The 24,515-nt window shown below is 44.9% G+C and carries 23 protein-coding genes and 1 other RNA gene; 17 read left to right on the top strand and 7 right to left on the bottom strand.

What is annotated here, in order from left to right; translation table 11 throughout:
* Positions 1–2 precede the first annotated feature (2 nt).
* Positions 3–2,261: a DNA topoisomerase IV subunit A gene (gene parC, locus OCV24_RS12000; RefSeq protein WP_150878650.1), complete on the top strand. Its 2,259-nt coding sequence runs from the start codon at positions 3–5 to the stop codon at positions 2,259–2,261.
* Positions 2,262–2,417: 156 nt separating this feature from the next.
* Here the strand turns inward: parC and degS are convergent, their stop codons facing one another.
* The 3 genes from degS to zapG all read right to left on the bottom strand — a co-directional run bounded on the left by degS (position 2,418) and on the right by zapG (position 5,630).
* A complete protein-coding gene (degS, locus tag OCV24_RS11995; protein WP_017056025.1) occupies positions 2,418–3,482 on the bottom strand; it encodes an outer membrane-stress sensor serine endopeptidase DegS in 1,065 nt (354 codons plus the stop codon).
* Between the two features lie 210 nt (positions 3,483–3,692).
* The gene (locus tag OCV24_RS11990; RefSeq protein WP_102507072.1) at positions 3,693–5,048 is read right to left on the bottom strand and encodes a DegQ family serine endoprotease; all 1,356 of its coding nucleotides are present in this window, start codon (positions 5,046–5,048) and stop codon (positions 3,693–3,695) included.
* Positions 5,049–5,174: 126 nt separating this feature from the next.
* A complete protein-coding gene (zapG, locus tag OCV24_RS11985) occupies positions 5,175–5,630 on the bottom strand; it encodes a Z-ring associated protein ZapG (protein ID WP_077679961.1) in 456 nt (151 codons plus the stop codon).
* Positions 5,631–5,849: 219 nt separating this feature from the next.
* Here zapG and zapE point away from each other — a divergent pair, with 219 nt between their 5' ends.
* From zapE to sspB, 8 genes are all read left to right on the top strand, one after another.
* Positions 5,850–6,953, top strand: coding sequence for a cell division protein ZapE (gene zapE, locus OCV24_RS11980; protein WP_150878648.1), 1,104 nt, complete (start codon positions 5,850–5,852; stop codon positions 6,951–6,953).
* A gap of 247 nt (positions 6,954–7,200) precedes the next feature.
* A complete protein-coding gene (gene rplM / locus OCV24_RS11975; RefSeq protein WP_017056029.1) occupies positions 7,201–7,629 on the top strand; it encodes a 50S ribosomal protein L13 in 429 nt (142 codons plus the stop codon).
* Between the two features lie 13 nt (positions 7,630–7,642).
* Entirely contained in the window at positions 7,643–8,035 is a 393-nt protein-coding gene (gene rpsI, locus OCV24_RS11970; protein ID WP_150878646.1) for a 30S ribosomal protein S9, read from the top strand.
* Between the two features lie 331 nt (positions 8,036–8,366).
* Complete coding sequence (gene petA / locus OCV24_RS11965; RefSeq protein WP_017056030.1) at positions 8,367–8,957, top strand: ubiquinol-cytochrome c reductase iron-sulfur subunit; 591 nt, start codon at positions 8,367–8,369, stop codon at positions 8,955–8,957.
* Positions 8,957–10,222 carry a cytochrome b gene (locus OCV24_RS11960; RefSeq protein ID WP_017056031.1) on the top strand — a complete coding sequence of 422 codons (1,266 nt, stop codon included), beginning with the start codon at positions 8,957–8,959 and terminating at the stop codon, positions 10,220–10,222. The genes petA and OCV24_RS11960 overlap by 1 nt, the downstream gene beginning before the upstream one ends.
* Entirely contained in the window at positions 10,219–10,956 is a 738-nt protein-coding gene (locus OCV24_RS11955; protein ID WP_017056032.1) for a cytochrome c1, read from the top strand. The genes OCV24_RS11960 and OCV24_RS11955 overlap by 4 nt, the downstream gene beginning before the upstream one ends.
* Positions 10,957–11,053: 97 nt before the next feature.
* Positions 11,054–11,689 (top strand): stringent starvation protein SspA, encoded by a 636-nt coding sequence (gene sspA / locus OCV24_RS11950; RefSeq protein ID WP_017056033.1) that lies wholly within the window; start codon positions 11,054–11,056, stop codon positions 11,687–11,689.
* A gap of 20 nt (positions 11,690–11,709) precedes the next feature.
* The gene (gene sspB / locus OCV24_RS11945) at positions 11,710–12,189 is read left to right on the top strand and encodes a ClpXP protease specificity-enhancing factor (RefSeq protein ID WP_150878644.1); all 480 of its coding nucleotides are present in this window, start codon (positions 11,710–11,712) and stop codon (positions 12,187–12,189) included.
* Between the two features lie 90 nt (positions 12,190–12,279).
* On the opposite strand, the gene OCV24_RS11940 is transcribed toward sspB, so the two are convergent.
* The 4 genes from OCV24_RS11940 to OCV24_RS11925 are packed head-to-tail and all read right to left on the bottom strand — an operon-like array spanning position 12,280 to position 15,697.
* Positions 12,280–12,885: a BON domain-containing protein gene (locus OCV24_RS11940; protein ID WP_137033261.1), complete on the bottom strand. Its 606-nt coding sequence runs from the start codon at positions 12,883–12,885 to the stop codon at positions 12,280–12,282.
* 16 nt (positions 12,886–12,901) lie between these two features.
* Positions 12,902–13,492 (bottom strand): phosphoheptose isomerase, encoded by a 591-nt coding sequence (locus OCV24_RS11935; protein WP_010434705.1) that lies wholly within the window; start codon positions 13,490–13,492, stop codon positions 12,902–12,904.
* A gap of 2 nt (positions 13,493–13,494) precedes the next feature.
* Entirely contained in the window at positions 13,495–13,893 is a 399-nt protein-coding gene (locus OCV24_RS11930; RefSeq protein WP_017056036.1) for a YraN family protein, read from the bottom strand.
* Positions 13,880–15,697: a penicillin-binding protein activator gene (locus OCV24_RS11925; protein ID WP_146449631.1), complete on the bottom strand. Its 1,818-nt coding sequence runs from the start codon at positions 15,695–15,697 to the stop codon at positions 13,880–13,882. The genes OCV24_RS11930 and OCV24_RS11925 overlap by 14 nt, the downstream gene beginning before the upstream one ends.
* 61 nt (positions 15,698–15,758) lie before the next feature.
* On the opposite strand from OCV24_RS11925, the gene rsmI reads away from it, so the two are divergent.
* From rsmI to mraY, 8 genes are all read left to right on the top strand, one after another.
* A complete protein-coding gene (gene rsmI, locus OCV24_RS11920) occupies positions 15,759–16,625 on the top strand; it encodes a 16S rRNA (cytidine(1402)-2'-O)-methyltransferase (protein ID WP_017056038.1) in 867 nt (288 codons plus the stop codon).
* A 183-nt stretch (positions 16,626–16,808) separates the two neighbouring features.
* An RNA gene (gene rnpB / locus OCV24_RS11915) (RNase P RNA component class A) lies at positions 16,809–17,248 on the top strand.
* Positions 17,249–17,475: 227 nt separating this feature from the next.
* Positions 17,476–18,426, top strand: coding sequence for a 16S rRNA (cytosine(1402)-N(4))-methyltransferase RsmH (gene rsmH / locus OCV24_RS11910; protein ID WP_137033271.1), 951 nt, complete (start codon positions 17,476–17,478; stop codon positions 18,424–18,426).
* Between the two features lie 3 nt (positions 18,427–18,429).
* Positions 18,430–18,747, top strand: a complete 318-nt coding sequence (gene ftsL, locus OCV24_RS11905) for a cell division protein FtsL (RefSeq protein ID WP_017056040.1) — start codon at positions 18,430–18,432, stop codon at positions 18,745–18,747.
* The gene (locus OCV24_RS11900) at positions 18,744–20,501 is read left to right on the top strand and encodes a peptidoglycan glycosyltransferase FtsI (protein ID WP_017056041.1); all 1,758 of its coding nucleotides are present in this window, start codon (positions 18,744–18,746) and stop codon (positions 20,499–20,501) included. Before ftsL ends, OCV24_RS11900 begins: the two co-directional genes overlap by 4 nt.
* Before the next feature lie 18 nt (positions 20,502–20,519).
* Positions 20,520–22,004 (top strand): UDP-N-acetylmuramoyl-L-alanyl-D-glutamate--2,6-diaminopimelate ligase, encoded by a 1,485-nt coding sequence (murE, locus tag OCV24_RS11895; RefSeq protein WP_077679966.1) that lies wholly within the window; start codon positions 20,520–20,522, stop codon positions 22,002–22,004.
* The gene (locus OCV24_RS11890; RefSeq protein WP_017056043.1) at positions 22,004–23,377 is read left to right on the top strand and encodes a UDP-N-acetylmuramoyl-tripeptide--D-alanyl-D-alanine ligase; all 1,374 of its coding nucleotides are present in this window, start codon (positions 22,004–22,006) and stop codon (positions 23,375–23,377) included. Before murE ends, OCV24_RS11890 begins: the two co-directional genes overlap by 1 nt.
* Positions 23,374–24,456 (top strand): phospho-N-acetylmuramoyl-pentapeptide-transferase, encoded by a 1,083-nt coding sequence (gene mraY / locus OCV24_RS11885; RefSeq protein ID WP_017056044.1) that lies wholly within the window; start codon positions 23,374–23,376, stop codon positions 24,454–24,456. The genes OCV24_RS11890 and mraY overlap by 4 nt, the downstream gene beginning before the upstream one ends.
* Positions 24,457–24,515 lie beyond the last annotated feature (59 nt).

Raw genomic sequence — 24,515 nt, 5'->3', positions numbered from 1 at the left:
GGATGTCTAACGAAATTACATTTGATGGCGTTGAACAATTGCCTATGCGCAAGTTCACCGAAGACGCTTACTTAAACTACTCAATGTACGTGATCATGGATCGTGCATTGCCTTATATCGGCGATGGCTTGAAGCCCGTTCAGCGCCGTATTATCTACGCGATGTCTGAGCTTGGTCTATCGGCCGCATCGAAATATAAGAAATCGGCACGTACCGTTGGTGATGTACTAGGTAAGTATCACCCACACGGTGACTCTGCTTGTTACGAAGCGATGGTATTGATGGCACAGCCGTTCTCTTACCGCTACCCATTGGTAGACGGTCAAGGTAACTGGGGTGCTCCGGATGATCCGAAATCATTTGCCGCAATGCGTTATACCGAAGCGAAACTGTCTAAGTTTGCTGAAGTTTTGCTGAGTGAGTTAGGCCAAGGTACGGTTGAATGGCAACCTAACTTTGATGGCACGATGAAAGAGCCACAAATGCTGCCAGCTCGTCTGCCTCATATCTTACTAAACGGTATCACGGGTATCGCGGTAGGTATGGCAACCGACATTCCACCACACAATGTGCGTGAGATTGCCGAGGCAACCATTAAGTTGATCGATAGCCCTAAATCTGAGCTATTGGACATCATGGAAAGCGTGCAGGGTCCTGACTATCCAACGGAAGCAGAGATCATCTCGCCGAAATCGGATATTGAAAAGATCTACCGTACTGGCCGAGGCAGCATCAAGATGCGCGCTGTTTGGCACAAAGAAGGCTCTGATATTGTTATCACCGCTCTGCCTCATCAAGTGTCAGGCGCTAAGCTACTTGAGCAAATCGCTAACCAGATGCGCGCTAAAAAGCTACCAATGGTTGACGATCTGCGTGATGAGTCGGATCACGAGAACCCAACGCGTATCGTCGTGGTTCCTCGTTCGAACCGTATCGACTGTGATCAACTGATGAGTCACTTGTTCGCTTCGACGGATCTAGAGAAGAACTTCCGCGTTAACTTGAACATGATTGGTTTAGACAGTCGCCCTCAAGTTAAAGGTCTGGTTCAAATCCTAAAAGAGTGGATTGAATTCCGTCGTACAACGGTTCGCCGTCGTTTGCAATACAGACTCGATAAGGTACTCGCTCGCCTGCACATCTTAGAAGGCTTGCTGGTGGCTTACCTGAATATTGATGAAGTGATTGAGATCATTCGTACAGAAGACGAACCATGTCCTGTATTGATGAGCCGCTTCAATATTACGGAAACACAAGCGAATGCTATCCTAGATATAAAACTTCGTAACTTAGCCAAATTAGAAGAGTTTAAGATTCGTGCCGAGCAAGAAGAGCTAGAAGCAGAGCGTGATAAGCTTGAAAAGCTATTGGGTTCTGAGCGTCGTTTAAACACGCTGATCAAGAAAGAAATTCAAGCGGATGCTGAAAAGTATGGCGATGACCGTCGCTCACCATTGATTGAGCGTGCAGAAGCCAAAGCACTAACAGAGCGTGATTTAGTTCCGAGTGAACCGATCACAGTTGTGCTTTCTGAGAAAGGCTGGATTCGTCATGCTAAAGGGCATGAGGTTGATGCTGAAGGCTTAAACTATAAGTCTGGTGACAAATTCTTAGCAAGTGCTAAGGGTAAGAGTAACCAACAAGCGGTGTTCTTGGGTAGTGACGGCCGAAGTTACTCCCTTGAGTCACACTCATTACCGTCGGCACGAAGCCAAGGTGAGCCTATTACTGGTCGCTTGAACGTTAGCCCTGGTACCTCTATCCGTCAAGTGGTGATGGGTGAGGATGAGCAGCTCTGGTTAGTCGGTTCCGATGCCGGATACGGTTTTGTTTGTAAGGGGGGCGATCTGCTTTCTAAGAACAAGAGCGGTAAAGCGTTGGTGAACTTGCCACAAGCTTCTGAAGTGATGATGCCAAGTCCGATTGCTGACTTGGACAGTAACCAGATCTTAGCGATTACGAACCAAGGGCGTATGTTGTTGTTCCCGATTAAAGACTTACCTCAACTAACTAAAGGTAAGGGTAATAAGATCATCAATATTCCTTCTGCGAAAGCAAAAGAGCGCGAAGAGTTTGTATCGCATTTGATGGCTATCCCAGAGAATGCAACGCTGACAATCTACGCGGGTAAACGTAAGCTTGGCTTAAAACCTGCGGATCTTGAAAACTTCCGAGGTGAGCGTGGTCGTCGTGGCGGCTTATTGCCGAGAGGATTGCAGAGAGTGACTCGCATCGATATCGATGACCCAAGCGAGTCATAAAAAAAATGGCCGTGTGATGTCATGATTGATAAAAGAAAACCCAGCTTGAAAGCTGGGTTTTTTGTCTATGTGTTCTAGCTCATTAAGCTGTGTAGATAAAACAAACTGTATAGATAAGACAAACCGTGTAGATAGCGGCTAAGTGTGATACTTGATTTACAGGCGCGTGTCTTCGGCTATGGTGACCTTAAGTGTCTTGCTTTCACCTTGTCGTAATACGCCGACATCGATGACTGTGCCCGGTCGCAGATCAGTCACGATGTCCATAACACTCTGACGGCCATTAACTTGAGTATTGTTGATACTGACAATAATATCTTGTGCTTCAAACCCAGCATCGGCCGCTGGGCCGTTCGGATCTATGCCTAATACAACAATCCCGCCAATGTTCTTAGTTCCAAGCAAACGTGATGTGACTGAATTGATGTCTTGCCCATCGATGCCGATATAGCCACGAATGACACGACCATCAGCGATGATCTTCTCCATGATTTTATTAGCAAGTGGATAGGGGATCGCAAAAGAGATTCCGTAGGTTTCCATATCGGTGGCTTGTTGGAAGGAAGCTGTATTAATGCCGACTAGTTCACCTTGTGAGTTCACCAATGCCCCACCTGAGTTACCTTCGTTAATTGCCGCATCGGTTTGAATAAAGGCTTGGTGACCGTCTGCACTGATTGACGATCGGCCTGTTGCCGAGATGATACCAAAGGTTGTCGTTTGACCTAGGTTGTACGGATTGCCGATAGCCAGTACCACATCCCCGACATTCGCGTTGTAATTGGGGTTAAGTGGAATCACCGGTAGGTTATCACCGCTGACTCTAAGTATCGCGATATCGGTACGTTTGTCTGAACCGACAAGTTGCGCGGCGGCTACGCGTCCATCTTGAAGTGCTACTACAATTTGGTCAGCCTGAGCAACAACGTGGAAGTTGGTAATGATGTAACCTTTTTCGCTGACAATAACTCCAGAACCTAAACCTTGAGTGAGCAGCTTACTGCGATCGCTTTCTGCATACTTACGGCTATAAATATTTACTACCGCAGGTGCTGCGCGGCGTACAGCTTGGTTAAACGAAATCTGAAGCGAGGTAATATTATCGACTTTAGGGCTTGTAACATCAGAAACAATCGCTGGCCTTAAGCTTGGAAATACGAGAAGAATAAGCACCGCTGAAACGAGTCCAAGGGAAATAGAACGAAATAGAAAGGACAGCATGTTTCCCTCTTCGACAAGTAAGGTATGAAGCATCCGTAGATGGATGACTGACTTGATTACTAGGGCGTGTCGGTCTTTCGCTGTCAAAATCAGCTAGAAAGATCACACATCCTAATCAAGCATAGCATTTTGATTCATCTAAAGAAAAGGGAGACTGAGTAAGTTTAAAGCAAACTTACTGAGCCTCCCTGTTATTACGCTGACGTATAACTATCGAATAACGAGGTAAATAGTCCTATCGCCTCGCTGGATATTAAGCGCCAATATGCCTGGTTGTTTCTCAAGGAGCTCTCTAAATTCAGCAAGATTCTTAATTGGTTGACGGTTTACGCCAATGATGATGTCGCCTTTGAGCAGTTGGTACGCTTCTGCTGGTGAGCCCTGAGCTACACTCGATATTTTAACGCCCGTTGCTGAGTCACTTTCTGTTGTGTTAGTAAGCTCTGCACCGGCAAGTCCTTCATGGAGCTTTTCTGCTTGTGTTTTACTATTGCTCGATTCACCAAGGGTTACATCAAAGCTCTTACGCTTTCCGTCACGAACTACACCAAGTTCAATCTGCTTGCCTGCACCTAAGGTTGCCACTTTAGCTCTTAACTCACTAAAGGTATCAATACGCTTGCCATTGATAGAAACAATAATATCGCCCGCTTTGAGACCTGCTTTGTCTGCGGCGCTGTCGGGGATAATTTGGCTGACAAAGGCACCTTTACTGGATTCATACCCTAGCGCTTCTGCTAACTCAGAGGTGATTTCTCCGCCTTGAACACCAAGCATGCCGCGTTTTACTTCACCGAAATTGAGGATCTGTTCTGTTAGATTTTTCATCATATTGGATGGAATAGCAAAACCGATACCGACATTACCTCCATTCGGACCAAGGATGGCGGTGTTAATACCAATCAGTTCACCGTTAAGATTCACCAGTGCACCACCAGAATTACCACTGTTTATCGCGGCATCCGTTTGGATGAAGTTTTCAAAGTTTTCTAGGTTTAGACCGCTACGACCTAGTGCAGAAACAATACCTGATGTCACCGTTTGCCCAAGTCCAAATGGGTTACCGATCGCCACACTAAAGTCACCGACTCTCAACTTGTCTGAGTCTGCGACTGTTATTTGGGTGAGATTCTTGGCTTTTTCCAATTTGAGTAATGCTATATCAGACATTTGGTCGCCACCGATGAGCTCGGCATCGTACTCTCGGCCATCATGAAGTTTTACTTTGATATCGTCGGCACCATTAATTACATGGTAATTGGTCACGATATGGCCTTTCTTAGCATCAATGATGACACCAGAACCTAACCCACGGAACGGCCGCTCTCGTGTTTGTTCTGGACCAAAAAAGAATTGAAATTGTTCAGGGATTCGCTGACGTTGTACCTGTTTGCCTTTGACGGCAATACTCACTACAGCGGGGGTAACTTGCTCAAGCATAGGGGCCAAACTCGGTAACTGTTCATTACCGACATTTAGGGGAAGTGCAGCTGTCGCTTGAATTGGGGTGATGATTGAACTTAAGCTTAAGGTCAGTACTGATAAAGCAAGCAAAGGTTTTTTCATCATAAACTCCTCTCTAGTTAAGGTCTTACATCTCTCATATTTGGTATAAGTATGAGAAGTTTCAAGTGACCTGAGTGAAAGTTATGACTCAAAAACCTTTGTAAAGTTCACTGAAGTGTTAAATGTTTACGATGCTTTTGCAGTAACAACATCTGGAGTATCAATGATCTCTTTCTTTTGTTCTTTAAATAAACCCGTTGCACCATTGGCGTAATCTTTAGGTTGTTCCTCAAGTGTCGCTTCCTTAATTGAAGGCTTATCTTGTGGTTTATCCGAATGAGCTGCGGCTGTTTTTACAAATGGGTTGTCTTGTTCGGGCATGTTTGGGATTAGCTCTGAGCTTGTTTTCTCCATGTGTTGATACAGTTTCGTGTAGTCCTTACCTAAGGTATCTAACATTTCTGCTGATTTCGCAAAGTGATCAGCAAGCTCTTGTCGTTGCTGTTCAAGGGCAAACTTTGCGCTATCTAATTCTTTCTGTACGTTCTTTTGCTTTTTGTATTCCGGTGTCATAAAACGAGAAATAGCGACTCCTAAAATAACTCCTACTAGTAAACCGGCAACGGCATACATCCAAGACATAACAGCTCCTTATTATTGTTTTTTAACATGTTTATTACTGCTTGGTTACACGTGATACTGCTCCATGGTACTATGAGAAAGCCGCAGTATAAAGAGAAATGCGTGTGCGCTACCTAGCAGTTTGATGCTGATTTATTCGCCGCATATCATGGTCTCTCATACTGTTTAGGTGCATTTTTCTTCGCTGTCTGATGTCGCTTTCATTGTGGAAATATCGTCATGAATCCCGTTAAAAAATACGAACAAGATATAAAAGAACATGGATTTCAAAGAGATCCAGCACAAGAGCAAGCTGTTAAATCTTTAGATGAACTTTTTCATCAATTCCAAAATTACATGAATACGCCCATTCCTCAACTGACTCGATTTCAAAAATTACTGGGCAAAAAAACAGAATTACCACAGCCACCTAAAGGTCTCTATTTTTGGGGCGGTGTCGGGCGTGGGAAAACTTATCTAATGGATACGTTTTACGACGCACTACCAACCACTAAAAAAATGCGAATTCACTTCCACCGTTTTATGTATCGCGTACATGACGAGTTAAAAGCGCTCGGGAATGTCAGTGATCCATTGCCTTTAGTTGCGGATAAGTTTAAGCAAGAAGCGGATATTGTCTGTTTCGATGAATTCTTCGTTTCAGATATTACGGATGCCATGATCCTAGGCACCTTGTTCCAAGAGTTATTTGCTCGAAATGTTATTTTGGTTGCTACCTCAAACATTCCGCCTGCGGATTTGTATCGTAATGGCTTGCAGCGAGCACGTTTCCTACCTGCTATCAAACTTATTCAAGATAACTGCCACATTCTTAATGTTGATAGCGGCATTGATTATCGTCTACGTACTTTAGAGCAGGCTGAAATTTATCATTACCCGCTGGATAGCCAAGCGAATATCAATCTCGAAAAATATTACGCCCAGTTAGTTGGCGACGATAAAGAAAAGTTCACACAGATTGAGGTCAATCACCGTCAACTGGATGTCATTAAAGTGAGTGATGGCGTTTTACACGGCACTTTCGCTCAGCTTTGTCAGTCGGCTCGTAGCCAAAATGACTATATAGAACTATCTCGGGTTTATCACACCGTTCTGTTGGCGGATGTTGTGCAAATGGGCGCGACTTCAGATGATGCAGCAAGACGCTTTATTGCGTTAGTGGATGAGTTCTATGAGCGCAACGTGAAATTGATTATTTCAGCGGAAGTGGAGCTAGAAAAATTGTATACCCATGGCCAGCTAGAGTTTGAATTTAAACGTTGTCAGTCGCGTTTAATCGAAATGCAGAGCCATGAATATTTGGCAAAAGAACACTTAAGTTAGCTCTGATTATCTCGAATAAGAAATAGAATTAAAAAAATCGTGATTTTGTTCAAAAAGAGGTGATTTTTTCTTCGCTCTTCTCTATAATCCTGCGACCTACCGTTACTGCGGGCCTCTAGCGATGAGTAAAATCACGTTATGCCAAGAGTTTTCCAACACTCGAAGGGGTGATGAATGGTAACTCTTAGACAGTGGGAATACGCGAGTATTCCTTAAGTGTAAATTTTTTAAATAGGTAATTATTAGCATGAAAACTTTCGTTGCTAAACCAGAAACTGTAAAACGCGACTGGTATGTTGTAGACGCTGAAGGCAAAACTCTTGGCCGTCTAGCAAGTGAAATCGCTTCTCGCCTTCGTGGTAAGCATAAAGCAGAATACACTCCTCACGTAGACACTGGTGATTACATCATCGTTGTTAACGCTGAGAAAGTTGCTGTAACTGGTAACAAAGCTAAGGGTAAGGTTTACTACCGTCACTCTGAGTTCCCAGGTGGTCTTAAGTCTATCACTTTTGAAAAGCTGATCGACAAGAAGCCAGAGATGGTTATCGAACTAGCTGTTAAAGGTATGTTACCACGTGGTCCTCTAGGCCGCGCAATGTACCGTAAGCTAAAAGTATACGCTGGTGCTGAGCACAACCATGTTGCTCAACAGCCACAAGTACTAGACATCTAAGGGGATTAAGACAATGGCAGAGAATCAATACTACGGCACTGGTCGTCGCAAAAGCTCAGCAGCTCGTGTTTTCATCAAACCAGGCTCTGGTGAGATCGTAATCAACAAGCGTAGCCTTGATGTTTACTTCGGTCGTCCAACTTCTCGTATGGTTGTTAAACAACCTCTTGAGCTAGTTAAACTAACTGAGAAACTTGACCTTTACATCACCGTTTCTGGTGGTGGTATTTCTGGTCAAGCTGGCGCAATCCGCCACGGTATCACTCGCGCTCTTATGGAGTACGATGAAACTCTACGTCCTGCTCTACGTGCAGCTGGCTATGTTACGCGTGACGCTCGTTGCGTTGAACGTAAGAAAGTTGGTCTACGTAAAGCACGTCGTAAACCTCAATTCTCTAAGCGTTAATTTTTCTTTACGAAAAAGCACACGCTCTCAGTTTTATTACTGGAATTGTGGTTCAAAGCTCGGCTATATGCCGGGCTTTTTGTTTTTATACCCCCCTCTAAATGCTTTCCATCCCTCGTTTTATTTCCAAATTCTTATATTTTGAAAGCTTTTGTAACCCAATGTGCGCTTTGCCTCATGATTGTTACAAAAAGGTAGCTTTATCTTGTCAAAAAGTAGGGTTTTATTTATCATTTGCCGTCAATAAATAGAACTAAATACATATTTTGTTAGCCATGCTCTTTAATCGGAATGATTTCAATCCATAAAGAGCAAATGGGAGAATGTTTGGATGAGCAACGCGCCTTTAAATAACGGTCGCAGGCGTTTCTTAACCGCAACAACAGCCGTTGTTGGTGGTTTAGGAGCAGCTGCTGTAGCCGTGCCTTTTATAAAATCATGGAACCCGAGTGCCAAGGCGAAAGCTGCAGGTGCACCGGTGGAAGTGGAAGTCAGTAAGTTAGAACCGGGACAAATGGTTCGTGTCGAGTGGCAAGGTAAGCCTGTATGGGTTGTACGCCGAGCTGAATCGGTACTTGAGAACCTAAAGTCGATCGGTGGTCAACTTCGTGATCCTCAATCTGAAACTGAACAACAACCAGAATACGCACAGAACGAGTTCCGTTCGATTAAGCCGGAATTCTTCGTTGCTGTTGGTTTCTGTACACACTTAGGTTGTTCTCCTACTTATTTGCCTGATTCTTTCGCAGAGCAAGTTCAGGGTGTTAAGTCTGGTTTCTTTTGTCCTTGTCATGGTTCAAAGTTTGATATGGCAGGCCGAGTATTCCAAGGTGTACCGGCACCGTTGAACCTTGTGGTGCCAAAGCATATGTATTTGAGTGACACTAAGATCATGATCGGTGTGGACGAGGGAGACGCATAATGCAAGGACTTCTTGATTGGGTAGAGAAACGTCTACCCGCGATGAATGCTTATAAAAAGCACTTATCTGAATACCCAATGCCTAAGAACTTTAACTTTTGGTACCTTTTTGGTTCTTTAGCAATGTTGGTACTGGTTAACCAAATCCTTACCGGTATTTGGCTAACAATGAACTACGTACCATCTGGCGATGGCGCATTTGCATCTGTTGAATACATCATGCGTGATGTGGAATACGGTTGGTTACTGCGTTACATGCACTCGACGGGCGCTTCGGCATTCTTCGTCGTTATCTACCTGCATATGTTCCGTGGTCTAATCTACGGTTCTTATCAAAAACCTCGTGAGTTACTTTGGATCTTCGGTATGTTGATCTTCTTAGTACTTATGGCTGAAGCTTTCATGGGTTACTTACTACCATGGGGTCAAATGTCTTACTGGGGTGCTCAGGTAATCATATCTCTATTTGGTGCAATCCCTGTTATTGGTGATGACCTAACGCTGTGGATCCGTGGTGACTACATCATCTCTGGTGCAACGCTGAACCGTTTCTTCGCACTGCACGTTATCGCTCTACCAATCGTACTATTGCTGCTTATCGTACTTCACGTACTAGCGCTGCACGAAGTTGGTTCGAATAACCCTGACGGTATCGAAACTAAGCTTCCTAAAGGTACAATGGGCGACGACTATAAAACTCAGTTCCCATTCCACAAGGATTACACGAAGAAATACGACATCATCGACTCTATCCCTTTCCACCCATACGGGACTGTGAAAGATATGGTTGGTGTTGCCGGCTTCCTATTCTTGTTCTGTTATGTACTGTTCTTTAACCCAGAGATGGGTGGGTACTTCCTTGAGCCGCCTAACTTTGAAGCTGCAAACCCACTGAAAACACCAGAGCATATTGCTCCAGTTTGGTACTTCACACCGTTCTATGCTGTACTTCGTGCTGTTCCTGATAAGCTGATAGGTGTCTTAGCAATGGGGGCATCTATTGTGGTGCTATTCCTACTGCCATGGTTCGACCGTTGTAAAGTGCGTTCTTACCGTTACCGTAGCAAACTGCATTTGATTAATATCATCCAATTCACAATAAGCTTTATTGCCCTTGGTATACTTGGTGCGCTTCCAGCAACGCCAACGTATACGCTACTGGCTCAAATATTTAGCTTAGGTTACTTCATGTTCTTCGTTCTACTGTGGTTCTACAGTAAAAATGAAGTGACGAAACCATTACCAGAAAGGGTGACATTCAAATGAAAAAGTGGATTGTAATTTTATTTGCTATGTTGCCGTCACTGGCGATGGCAGCGGGTGCAAACGTACCATTAGACAAAGCGAACAATGATTTAACTGACAAAGCTTCATTGCAAAACGGCGCTAAGCTGTTCATGAATTACTGTTTCGCTTGTCACTCAACGCAGTACCAACGCTATGAGCGTGTTGCGAATGATTTAGAGATCCCTGTCGATCTAATGAAGGAAAACCTGATTTTCGATCCGGAAGCGAAAGTCGGTAGCTTAATGATTAACGCTATGCCATCAGAACAAGCGGCAAGTTGGTTTGGTGCTCCGCCACCTGACCTAACCTTAGTGGCTCGTGTGCGTGGTGCTGACTGGCTATACACATACCTTCGCACTTTCTATGAAGATCCGTCTCGTCCATTTGGTGTGAACAACATTGTTTTCCCAAGTGTTGGTATGCCGCATGTTCTTGAAGAGCTGCAAGGTATTCCAACGCCAATCTACGATACTCATATGGTAGATGGCGAAGAGGTAACAGTGGTTGTTGGTACTGAAACTGACGGCTCTGGCGAACTCAGTACTGGTGAATACGACGAAGCAGTTCGTGACCTTGTTAACTTCTTGGTTTACTCAGGTGACCCTGTTCAACTTGAGCGTCACGCTATGGGTTGGTGGGTAATGGCCTTCTTAGTAATCTTCACTATCATCGTGATTTTGCTGAAGAAAGAGTATTGGCGTGATGTGCACTAATTGTGCTATAATGCCTCGCTAATTTCCAAATTATGTTAATGTTCAATGGAGGCTTTAGGCCTCCATTGTTTTTATTTAAAGTGTACTGGAGGGCTCCATGGCTGTAGCTGCCAATAAACGTTCTGTGATGACTCTTTTCTCAAGTGCCTCTGATATGTATAGCCATCAGGTGCGCATTGTTCTTGCTGAAAAAGGCGTAAGTGTTGAAGTTGAGTTGGTTGATGAGAAAAATCTCCCAGCAGAGCTTGTTGAATTGAACCCGTACAAATCAGTACCTACTCTTATTGATCGTGAGCTTGCTCTATATGACTCAAAGATCATTATGGAATATCTTGATGAGCGTTTTCCTCATCCACCATTGATGCCTGTATACCCGGTTGCTCGTGGTAATAGCCGTCTAATGATGTACCGAATTGAGCGTAACTGGTATTCAGTTGCAGAGAAGGTAGTTAAAGGCAATGCTGAAGAATCTGAAGCAGCTCGCGTTAAACTGCGCAACGACCTACTGACTCTTGCTCCTATCTTTGCTGAATATGAGTATTTCATGAGCGAAGAGTTTAGCTTAATTGATTGTTACCTAGCTCCGCTACTATGGCGTTTACCCGAGCTTGGTATCGAACTGATTGGCCCAGGTTCTAAAGAGCTTAAAGTGTACATGAACCGCGTCTTTGAACGTGATTCATTCCTAGCTTCTTTAACTGAAGCTGAGCGTGAGATGCGACTGGTTCGCTAAGCGTTATGGATATTTCAAATATGACACCACGCCGACCATATATGCTTCGTGCATTTTACGACTGGCTGGTTGATAACGAACTGACTCCACACCTTGTTGTTGAAGCAACCTTGCCGGGTGTACGAGTTCCAGAAGAGTTTGTTCAAGATGGTCAGATCATTCTGAACATTGCGCCTCGTGCGGTTGGACAACTCGAACTGGGTAACGAAGCTGTGACATTTAGTGCTCGCTTTAGCGGTCGTCCACACTCTGTGATTGTGCCACTTTACGCAGTACAAGCAATTTATGCTCGCGAGAATGGTGCTGGTACCATGTTTGAACCTGAAGAGGCCTACATGGAAACGTTTGAAGAAGGGATTGAAGAAGCTCCTTTTGAAGATGCAGAAAAAGGACCATCTTTGAGCGTAGCGACGGCAGACGTCGATGCTGAAGAGCTTGACTCAGATTCTGAGCCACCTCGCCCAGCAAAAGGCCGTCCAAGCCTTCGTGTTATCAAATAGCGTTAGTTAAATAGCGACCAAATAAAAAAGCAGCGACTCGTCGCTGCTTTTTCTTTTCTGCTATATAGCATTCAATTGACTGGCTTAAGGCTAGTTAACGGCCGTCTCTTCGTCACCATATTCAAAGGCGCGTATTACCTGTTTTACCCCTGAGATATTGCGTGCGACTTCTGTCGCGATATCTGCATGTTCTCGGGAAACCAATCCAAGCAGAAATACTTCTGAATCTTCAGTAATTACCTTCACTTTTATACCGTTTAGCTCTGATTTAGCCAACAATGCTGATTTCACCTTAGTGGTAATCCAGCTGTCGTTACTGATGGCACTGATAGACAATGGCTGCTTAACGCGAACCTGATTATGGATGCTCTCTACACCAGACACATCTTTAGCTTGGTTTTCAAAAGCACGACGCTCAGCGTCTGTGGTCGCTTGTCCCATTAATACCACTGAACCTCGGTAAGAGCTAGCGGTGATGCGAACATTGCCACGGTAGGGTTGTTTGTTGGTAATAGCTGCTACTTCAAATTCGATATTGTTGTCGTTCCAAATCTCTTTGGTTGTTCGAGTGTCAGTGACTAAGTTCGCAGTGGTTGCTGCACCAGCAATGAAAAGGCCAGCACAACCAGATAGGGATAGTGTAAGTAGCGAAACACTAATCAGCTTAAATAGCTTCATAGAGGTTAATGATTTCATTGTGATGCTCCGTATATCACTCTTCGTGGGCTGGGAAGAGTACTTGATCGATTAGGTCACATAGGCAGTGTAGTGTCACCATGTGTACTTCATGAATGCGCGCGGTACGGTGTGAAGGGATACGAATCTCGACATCGTGCTCACCAAGTAGACCAGCCATCTCGCCACCATCTTTACCCGTAAAGGCGATGATTGTCATGTCACGAGTAACCGCCGCTTCCATTGCCTTAATGATGTTCTTGCTGTTACCGCTGGTCGAGATAGCCAGTAAAATATCCCCGGTTTGACCAAACGCTCGTACCTGCTTAGAGAAGATCTCTTCATAGTGGTAGTCGTTGGCCACTGCTGTTAGCGTAGTGTTGTCTGCCATTAGTGCCATAGCTGGAAGGCTAGGGCGCTCGGTTTCAAAGCGATTGAGTAGGCACGATACAAATTGCTGAGCATTCGACGCCGAACCACCATTACCACAACAAAGAATTTTGTTCCCGTTCAGCAAGGTCGCAACCATGGCTTGAGCGGCATGCGTGATTGCGTCTGGCAATGCTTCTGCAGCCGCAATTTGGATTTGAATACTTTCTGTAAAACTTTCTTTAATGCTGTCTAGCATGTTTATCCTTGGGTAATCGCGTTTTGAATCCAGTTGATATTGTCATTCGGCCCTTCAATGGCAACGATATCAAACCTGAAATCTGTAGAGTGCACCGACAGGCCTTGCTTCATCAGCCAGATATTAGCTGTTTTGAGCAGCTTCTGTGACTTTTTGGCTGTCACCATTTCAGCGGCATGTCCGTAGCGGGTCTGCTTGCGGTATTTTACCTCAGCAAACACAACCGTGTTGTTATGGCGCATTATAAGATCAATCTCACCACATTTTGCTATGAAGTTTTCTTGAACTAACGATAAACCGTGGTTTATCAGATAAGATTTTGCCATAGCCTCGTATTTATCACCCACTTGTTTGTGGGTGATTGTTGGTTTAGTTAAACATTTTCGGCTAAAAAGCCCCATGTTCTGCCCAACTGATTTCACGTTGTACAACGCAGTTGTTATCGATGGTCAACACACCGGTTTCACCTGGAATACTGTGCCCCTGAACAGCTTTCATCAATGGCAGAGCACCCATCAGGTAGTAAGCATCCATCCCTAGCGCTTGTAGACGCTTTTGGCCGTTTGAGTTGGTTGGCCATAGGTCATTTAGCTCTTTGTTCAGTTCGTTTTTGTTGTCAACTAACAGAGGAATGTCGCTGTAAAAAACACCTGTTAGATCTTCATACTGCCTATCACCGCTATTACTACGTGAGTTTGAGAACAATGCGGGTTGGTCTGCATCAGGATTAATTGCAACCTCGATGAAAGGTTTGATCAGCGTGAGTTCTGAGTTTTTAGCCACAATGTAGACTGAATCTATATCGCGACGACTGCGAGGCTCGGTTTCTAGGTCTAGGTTCAGTAGCCCATCCATTTGGGCGATACGCTGCTGGCTTTCTTGTAATCCGAATACCTGATTCACATTGCGTTGTAATTGGCGTTTGTCAGAGAAAAAGCTCATGGCGACATCGTTGTTGCTGTATTTTTTCCACTCTTTCTTAAACGCTTGTTCAACTCTGTTACCTAGGCGCCCTTTCGGAGCTAGGATTAGCGGATACTTATAGCCTCGAGAAAAAAGGTGTTTCGCGGCTTGAGCGACTTCTTGCTCTGGCGACAAGGCGAGATAGCAAATATTGCTATTCGGTTCTAGTTGAGTTGGGATGTTTAGCGCAAGTGCTGGAATTGCCTTTTCATGATCTTGTTGTGCTTCTTGAAGCTTGACTATGTTGTTCTTAATTAGCGGGCCAACAATAAAATCCACGTTGTTTTCTTCCAACGTTGCTTTTATTTCAACGATGCTTTGGATGTTGGTGTCCAACACAGTCAGCGTTGCGTCTTCTTCACGTTCTTTGTCATTCATCATAGCGAAAATGAAGCCATCACGGACGAGTTGTGCTTGCTTACCGTACTTGCCAGTTAATGGTAGTAACAGAGCTGTGCTGGTTGGTTTACTGATCTCTAAAGCTACAATGTCATTGATTGCTTGGGGTGTGTAGGTCGCGGCAGGATGACGCGGGTTCTCTGCCAACCAATCAGACAGTGTTTTCTGTAGTTCAGGAAGGTTAGCATTCAGTGTTTTAGTATAAATAGACAGTTGCAACCAACCTGCAAGAACGTCTTCTGTAGGCGACGTTTTGAGTTCAAGAATCTCGTATTGAGAGTAGCTATTCAGGTTTTGCCAAATACGGTCGGCGGTTTGTTGTTGGCTTTCGTCGTCGCTGTCAGCGTATTCAGAGTAAAGGACTAGCTCACGAGCCGCTTCGAAATATTCGCTTTTCATCTCTAAAAGATCCGCGCGTAGCTCGTGATAATCTTTCCATTGCTCGTTGGGAAGCTTCCACCAAGGCTGAAAGTTCAATTGTTTATAGGCTTGACCTGGTTGCGAGTTATTAACCAACAGCTGCGCTCGAGCTAGCTGCCATTCGGCTTGCTGGATTTCACTCAGCTCTTGTCTCGCTAAGCGTTTGATAAGTAGAGTCGCTTGATCGGTTTTTCCTGCTTGCACAGAAGCTTTAAGCGCCATGATTAACCAGTCGTTTTGTAGACTACCTTTGCTACTATCTGCCTGGATCATGTAACTTTCAGTTGATTGCGCTGGATCGAGTGTGATATCAACACGCGTTGGTGCTTGAGGACCTGAAGAACAAGCCGCCAATGTAATTGCTAATGCAATTGGAGTGAGTAAGCGTGGTACACTGAGTCTCTTATGGTTCATCGTTGCCATGAGTTCTTTAAATTCCGTATAAATTTGTATCTATATTAATCGTTGAAGTGATGGTAAACAAATGACAGATAACAAAACCTTGCTCACAGAGAGCCCAACTCTCTATATTGTGCCAACCCCCATCGGAAATTTGGGAGATATCACTCAAAGAGCAATTGAAATTTTATCAAGTGTCGATGTTATTGCAGCCGAAGATACACGTCACACGGGTAAGCTTCTCGCTCACTTCAATATACCGACCAGAACGTTTGCTCTACATGATCATAATGAACAAACCAAAGCGCAAGTTCTAGTTGAAAAGTTATTAGAAGGTCAGTCTATCGCATTAGTCTCTGATGCGGGAACCCCTTTAATCAGTGACCCAGGTTACCATCTTGTATCGCAATGTCGTCAAGCGGGTGTGAGAGTTGTGCCACTTCCTGGTGCTTGTGCTGTGATTACGGCGCTCAGTGCTTCTGGTTTGCCATCTGATCGTTTCAGCTTTGAAGGCTTCTTACCGCCAAAGAGCAAGGGTCGTAAAGACAAGTTCTTAGAGATTTCAAAGGCCGAGCGCACGTGTATCTTCTATGAATCACCGCATCGTATTTCCGACTCTCTGCAAGACATGCTAGAGATTTTAGGCCCCGACCGTGAGGTTGTGTTGGCGCGTGAGTTGACTAAGACCTTTGAAACGATTCAAGGTCTGCCATTAGGTGAGTTGATTGAGTGGATTGAAGAAGATTCGAACCGTAAGCGCGGTGAAATGGTGCTACTGATTCATGGTCACCGTGAAGCAGCAACCACAGAGCTGCCTGATGAAGCGACTCGCACATTGGGCATTCTAACCAAAGAACTGCCCCTTAAAAAAGCAGCGGCGATGACGGCCGAGATCTATAACCTGAAAAAGAACGCTTTATACAAATGGGGCTTAGAGCATCTAGACAACTAGAGTGCGCTTTATATTTTATAGAGTAGCTAACTTGTATTGAAAAGGTTCTAAGGAGTGAAGGTGATACCGTCGCTCCTTTTTTTGTGCCTAAATTGTGTGAAATTCGTGCACTTGCTTAACGGTTTGCAGCATATTTGTGATCTCGCTAGACACTGCACATTAATCTCTATACAATCCGCCCTCGGAGTTGAACGGGTAATCGCTGCTTTATTGATGTCCTTCGGGAGACTGACATTGAGGTCCTTCGGGAAACTGATGTTGAAGTCCTTCGGGAGACTGGTAAAGGGGAGGAACGTCCGGGCTCCATAGAGCAGGGTGCCAGATAACGTCTGGGGGGCGCGAGCCCACGACAAGTGCAGCAGAGAGAAGACCGCCGATGGCCTCATTTCTTCGGAAGAGGCACAGGTAAGGCTGAAAGGGTGCGGTAAGAGCGCACCGTGCGACTGGCAACAGTTCGTAGCAAGGTAAACTCCACCCGGAGCAAGATCAAATAGGCCCTCACATAGCATTGCTCGTGTTTGGGGGCGGGTAGATTGCTTGAGCCTGTGAGCGATTGCAGGCCTAGACGAATGGTTACCACCGCGCAAGCGGAACAGAACCCGGCGTATGTGTCAACTCCACCTATATAAAGAACCCATCATTACTTAACGGTAGTGATGGGTTTTTTGCTTTATATTGACGTAAATGATTTAGATTTCCTTAAAATCTTTCATCCTGATATAAATTTGGGGCAAAAATTCCAAAGCCTGTACACAATATGGTGGAGATACAGTGTGAAATCAGTACACTAAAACGTTAATAGAACCAATTATTGCCGAACTAATGGCTCAATCCACTCACTGAGAAGACTATGACAGAAGCATTCAAACATATTTCAGTATTGCTTAACGAATCTATTGACGGACTTGCGATAAAACCTGACGGTACCTACATTGATGGTACTTTTGGACGCGGTGGTCATAGCCGTACAATCCTGTCTAAACTGGGCGAGAATGGGCGACTCTTTAGTATCGACCGCGATCCACAAGCGATTGCAGAAGCACAAAAAATTGATGACCCTCGTTTTACGATTATTCATGGCCCATTTTCAGGTATTGCTGAATACGCAGAGCGTTATGATTTAGTCGGTCAAGTGGATGGTGTTTTATTGGATTTGGGTGTCTCTTCACCGCAGTTGGATGATGCTGAGCGTGGGTTTAGTTTTATGAAAGACGGCCCATTGGATATGCGTATGGATCCAACTACGGGTATTCCGGTATCGCAATGGTTAGTTGAAGCGGATCTTGATGACATCACATGGGTTATCCGTGAATTCGGTGAAGATAAACACGCTCGTCGTATCGCGAAAGGCATCATTGCTTATCAAGAGAACGAAGAGAACGAACCGTTAACGCGTACTGGCCAATTGGCTAAGCTTATCTCTGATGTAGCGCCAAAAAACTTCAAAGAGAAAAAGCATCCAGCCACCCGTGCTTTCCAAGCATTCCGTATCTACATCAACAGTGAGCTTGAAGAAATTGATACGGCACTAAAAGGTGCGGCAAGCATCCTTGCTCCAGAAGGTCGATTGTCGGTGATCAGCTTCCACTCACTTGAAGACCGCATGGTGAAACGCTTTATTCGCAAAGAGAGCCAAGGCCCTCAAGTACCTCATGGCCTGCCACTAACAGAAGAGCAGATCAAAGCGCTAGGTAGTGCTGACCTTAAGCCTGTTGGTAAAGCGATTAAACCATCGAAAGATGAAGTGGATGAGAATACTCGTTCACGTAGTTCAGTGCTACGAATTGCAGAAAAACTTTAGCCAATGAAGACCTCTAAGCCTAATTTAGCCAAGATAATATTTTTTGATTTGATCTCTGTGGGCAAGGTCCCATTGGTGCTTCTTATCTGTATCTTTGCGAGTGCGATGGGGGTCGTTCTCACAACACATATGTCACGTCAGGCGATCACGCAAAAAGACACGGCATTGGTAGAGCGAGAGCAACTTGATGATGAGTGGCGTAATTTAATGCTTGAAGAGACAGCACTGGCAGAACATAGTCGTGTTCAAGCATCGGCAAAAAGAGAGCTAGACATGAAACGTCCAGACTCTGACAAAGAAGTTGTGATCACACTAAAATGACCGCTAAAAAGGAAAAAGCACGCACGAGAGCTGTTAATAAATCAACGAAAGAGCGCGTGAAGAGCGAAAAGGATTCTAATCCAACTCTAATAAAATGGCGTTTTAACGTCGTTATTGCTTTCGTGTTCCTTGCCTTTGCGACATTGGTTGCCCGTGTGGCCTATATCCAAATCATTGAACCAGATAACTTGATTCGCCAGGGCGACCTTCGTTCTGTACGTGTGAAGGCAATTCCTTCTGCTCGCGGTATTATCTCAGACCGCAATGGCGAACCGCTTGCGGTTAGTGTTCCGGTTGAAGCGGTATGGGCTGACCCAAAAACTATTTTCGATAAAAATGGCATGGCCCAAATCGATCGTTGGTATGCGTTAGCGGATGTACTTGGTTTAGAACGACAATCGATGATCGATAAAATCTCTAGTAACAAGTCCCGTCGATTTATTTATCTGCAAAGGCAAGTTAGCCCAGCAATGGCTAAGTATATCCGTGATCTAAAGCTGGTCGGCGTTGGCCTTAAAGCTGAATCTCGTCGTTATTACCCTGCGGGGGAGATCAGTGCACACTTGATTGGTGTGACGGGTATCGATGGTCATGGGCTTGAAGGCGTAGAGCGCAGCTATGATCAATGGCTCACTGGTGAAGCGGGTAAGCGAACAATACGTAAAGACCGTTATGGCCGTGTGGTAGAGAATATTGCATTAGAGGAGCGCGAACAAGGTAAGCAATTAGAGCTCACCATTGATCAGCGTTTACAAGCAATAGCCTATCGAGAAATTAAGCAGGCAGTCGCTGATCATAAAGCGACTTCGGGTTCTGCAATTTTATTGGATGTAAAAACTGGCGCTGTTTTGGCGATGGTTAATGCTCCTTCGTATAACCCGAATAACCGTGCTGACCTGCAAAGTTTTAAGATGCGTAACCGTGTCTTAACCGATGCGATGGAACCGGGTTCGACAGTGAAACCTTTCGTGCTTTTAGCCGCACTAGAAAATGGCACAGCTAACCCTGATACGGTTATCAATACTGGTAATGGCATCATGCGTATTGGTGGTAGCCGTGTTCGTGATACATCGAAAGTTGGCAAAGCTGATTTAGCAACGATTTTAAAGAAGTCGAGTAACATCGGTGTCGCAAAATTGGCGCTTGATATGCCACTAGAAGCTTTGCTTGGGATGTATAGTTCTGTCGGACTGGGTGAAATGTCTGGTCTAAACCTAGTAGGGGAAACTAGTGGTATCTTCCCGAATCGACGCCGTTGGTCTAAGTTTGAAATTGCCACCTTATCATTTGGTTACGGCCTATCTGTGACGCCGCTCCAGCTAGCGCATGCTTATGCGACACTGGCGAATAAAGGAATGTATGAGCCGATTCATATTATTAAGAGTAACGATCGAAGTTTCTCTAAGCAGATCATCAAGCGCGAAAATGCTGAACTGGTCCTGCAAATGCTAGAAGGGGTAACCCAAAAAGGCGGTACGGCAACAAGAGCCGCAGTGCCTGGTTACCGAGTGGCAGCCAAGACGGGTACATCTCGTAAAGCCGAAGCTGGTGGTTATAGTGATGAGTATATCGCTGTTACATCAGGTTTTGCCCCGGTTAGCGACCCAAGAGTTGCACTGGTTGTGGTGGTCAATGAGCCTCAAGGCGATCTTTACTACGGTGGTTCGGTAGCCGCTCCCGTTTTTTCTGAAATCATGAAGGGTGCACTGCAAATACTGAATGTCCCTGCTGATGAAAACAAATTTCAAGAATAGAGCCAATCAGGATTCAATATGAGTAATAGCCTCACGCTGTCATCTTTACTTTCTCCTTGGGGGGATTTTAGTTCACCTGAACTGGATGCGATTACGGTTGAGCAGTTGGAGTTGGATAGCCGTGTAATCAAAGACGGTGATATTTTTGTTGCCATCGTTGGACATGCCGTTGATGGTCGTCGCTTTATTGACAAAGCCGTCGCGCAAGGTGCGAAAGCCGTCATTGCACAGGCTGGTGATGGCAAAGCTCATGGCTTGATTGAGTGGTTAAATGCAGTTCCTGTTGTTTATGTAGCAGAGCTAAATTCAATTCTCTCTGAACTGGCTGGCCGAGTTTATTCTTCTCAAGCGACTAAGCTGATTGGCGTTACAGGTACTAATGGTAAAACCACCATCACTCAATTACTTGCTCAGTGGCTTGATCTTGTTGGTCAACGTTCTGCGGTAATGGGTACCACAGGTAATGGCTTTTTAGACAATCTAAAAATCGCGGCGAATACCACCGGCAGTGCTATTGAAATACAACGCACACTGAGTGAGTTAGCGGAAGAAAACGCAGCTTACACAGCAATGGAAATATCTTCTCATGGTTTGGTGCAAGGTCGCGTTAAAGCCTTGGACTTCGAAGTTGGTGTATTCACTAATTTGAGTCGTGATCATCTTGATTATCACGGCACGATGGAAGAGTACGCATTGGCTAAGAAGAGCCTGTTTACTCGCCACAAATGTAAGCATGCAGTCATTAATGTGGATGACGACGTGGGTAAAGCTTGGGTGTCAGATTTATCTAATGCCATAGCCGTTTCATTGTCACCGCTAGCGGGCTATCAACAATCGGTATGGGCATTTGATGTCGCTTATGCAGAAACCGGTATTCAACTGTCTTTCGATGGTAGTTGGGGACAAGGGAAGCTTTCTGTTCCACTGATTGGTCAGTTCAACGCATCAAATGTACTGGTTGCTTTTGCGACTTTGCTTTCGTTAGGTATCGACAAGCGAACCTTGGTCGACACTGCGCCTCAGCTTCAACCTGTCATTGGCCGTATGGAGCTTTTCCAAACTCCGAATAAGGCAAAAGTGGTTGTCGATTACGCTCATACACCAGATGCACTAGAAAAAGCGTTGGCGGCACTGCGCGTGCATTGCTCTGGGCAACTGTGGGCAGTCTTCGGTTGTGGTGGTGATCGCGACACCGGTAAGCGTCCAATGATGGCGGTAACGGCAGAGCAGTTCGCCGACAAAATTATTATTTCAGATGACAACCCTCGCAGCGAAGATCCAGCCCTTATTGTCAAAGACATGCTTGCTGGTTTAAATGAACCAGAATCGGCGTTCGTCGAGCATGATCGCTATCAAGCGGTTAAGTTTGCTTTAGAGCAAGCGTGTAGCAATGACATTATTCTTTTGGCTGGCAAAGGCCATGAGGATTACCAAGTATTGAAAGACGAAACGATCCATTACTCAGACAGAGAGTCTGCGCTTCAACTTTTAGGTATTTCATAATGATTGATGTATCACTCGAGCAAATTTGTTCTGCTGTCTGCGGTGAGCTAATTGAGGCTGGTAAGTCAAACAATAGCGTAATTAATGCCGTTTCTACTGATACTCGCACCGTCGAAGAAGGCGCACTGTTTGTCGCTATCGTTGGTGAACGTTTTGATGCGCATGATTTTTGCCATCAAGCGGTGGAGGCAAATGCGAGCGCGTTGTTAGTTGAACGAAAACTTGACCTAAATATTACTCAAGTCGTTGTCGAAGACACTAAACTGGCTTTAGGTCAGCTAAGTGCTTGGATTCATGAACAATGTAATGTCCCAACTATGGCGATTACAGGTAGCTGCGGTAAGACGACCGTTAAAGAGATGGTCGCAAGTATTCTACAACAACGTGGCAAGGTGCTATTTACGGCGGGTAACTTCAATAATGATATTGGAGTCCCACTAACCTTGCTGCGCAGTGAACCAAATGATGACTATGCTGTGATAGAGCTGGGCGCGAACCACATTGGTGAAATCGCCTATACTACGCAGCTTGTGAAACCACAGGTGGCGTTGGTTAATAACGTTGCTGCCGCGCATTTAGAAGGCTTTGGCTCAATTAATGGTGTTAAACAAGCGAAAGGTGAAATCTTTCAGGGGCTTGCTACCGGTGATACTGCTATTGTTAATTTAGAGAGTAACGGTGGCGACTTTTGGAGTGAAGTACTTGCAGATAAAATGGTACTGACATTTTCAGAAAACGACAACACGGCGGATTACTTTGCTAAGAATATTCGCATTAATGATCTGGGCGAAGCTTGCTTTGAGATGCAAACACCGCAAGGCGCTATGCCGATTGAGCTTGGCATTATTGGTCAGCATAACGTAGCGAATGCGTTAGCTGCTTCAGCGTTGAGTATTCAATTTGGTGCCACGCTGGATGAAGTGAAAAATGGTTTAGCGAATCTTATCTCGGTTAAAGGACGAGTTGAGGTTCAACAATTAAGTCAGAATATCAAGCTGATAGATGACAGTTATAACGCCAGCGTGCCAGCAATGAAGGCGGCAGCTAAATTGCTGTCAAGCTTCAAAGGTCAACGTTGGCTAATTTTAGGCAATATGGCTGAATTAGGTGATGAAAGCCTTGCACTTCACCGTCAAGTCGGTGAATATGCTGCCCCATTCGCTTTTGAGCATGTACTCACTTACGGTAATGATACCAAAGTGATTAGTGAGATCTGTCATGGTACTCACTTTGACACGCATCAAGCGATGATCGCGCACATAGAGCAGCACTTATGCTTGCCAGAAAACGCGTCACATACCTTGTTGGTAAAAGGCGCAAATAGTGCAGGAATGAGTAAAATAGCCGCTGCTTTAAAGGAGAACTTTTCATGATAATTTGGCTTGCAGAGCTACTACAGCCACACTTTTCTTTTTTCCGTTTGTTCGAATACTTATCGTTTCGTGCAATCGCGAGTATTTTGACTGCTTTGTGTCTGTCGTTGTGGATGGGACCTCGTTTAATTGAGCGTCTGCAAATGCTACAAATTGGTCAAGTTGTTCGTAATGATGGACCTGAATCCCACTTTAGCAAACGTGGTACACCGACCATGGGTGGTGTGATGATCTTAGCTGCGATCATTATTACGGTATTGATGTGGACTGATCTTTCAAACCCTTACGTTTGGGCGGTATTAGTTGTACTTGGTGGTTACGGTGCGGTCGGTTTTGTTGATGACTATCGTAAGGTTGTTCGCAAGAATACCGATGGCCTGATTGCTCGTTGGAAGTATTTTTGGCAGTCGGCTATTGCATTGGTTGTGGCGTTTGCTCTGTATGCTCACGGGCAAGATACCGCGGCAACACAACTGGTTGTTCCTTTCTTCAAAGAAGTGATGCCACAGTTAGGCTTGTTATACATAGTACTGACGTACTTTGTTATTGTTGGTACCAGTAATGCGGTAAACCTAACAGACGGTCTAGATGGCTTAGCTATTATGCCAACGGTTATGGTTGCGGCTGGTTTTGCTGTGATTGCTTGGGCTACGGGTAACGTTAACTTCGCGGCATACCTACACATTCCATACATCCCATACACATCTGAACTGGTTGTGGTTTGTACGGCAATTGTGGGTGCTGGGCTTGGTTTCTTATGGTTCAACACATACCCTGCTCAAGTATTTATGGGCGATGTTGGCTCTCTAGCGCTGGGTGGTGCATTGGGTGTCATTGCTGTGTTAGTCCGCCAAGAGTTGGTACTGGTTATTATGGGTGGTGTTTTTGTTATGGAAACCTTGTCCGTTATTCTGCAAGTGGGTTCTTACAAACTGCGTGGTCAGCGTATTTTCCGAATGGCACCGATTCACCACCATTATGAACTTAAAGGTTGGCCGGAGCCGCGCGTAATCGTACGTTTTTGGATCATCTCAATGGTATTAGTACTGATTGGTCTAGCGACATTGAAAGTCCGTTAACCCTAAGCGAGCCTCTCAACTCGTAGAGGCTCTTTCAAACTATTAAGAGCGTCTTGTTT

It is taken from the genome of Vibrio kanaloae (assembly GCF_024347535.1).
Classification (GTDB): Bacteria; Pseudomonadota; Gammaproteobacteria; order Enterobacterales; family Vibrionaceae; genus Vibrio; species Vibrio kanaloae.
This window is presented reverse-complemented; position numbering and strand designations above follow the sequence as displayed.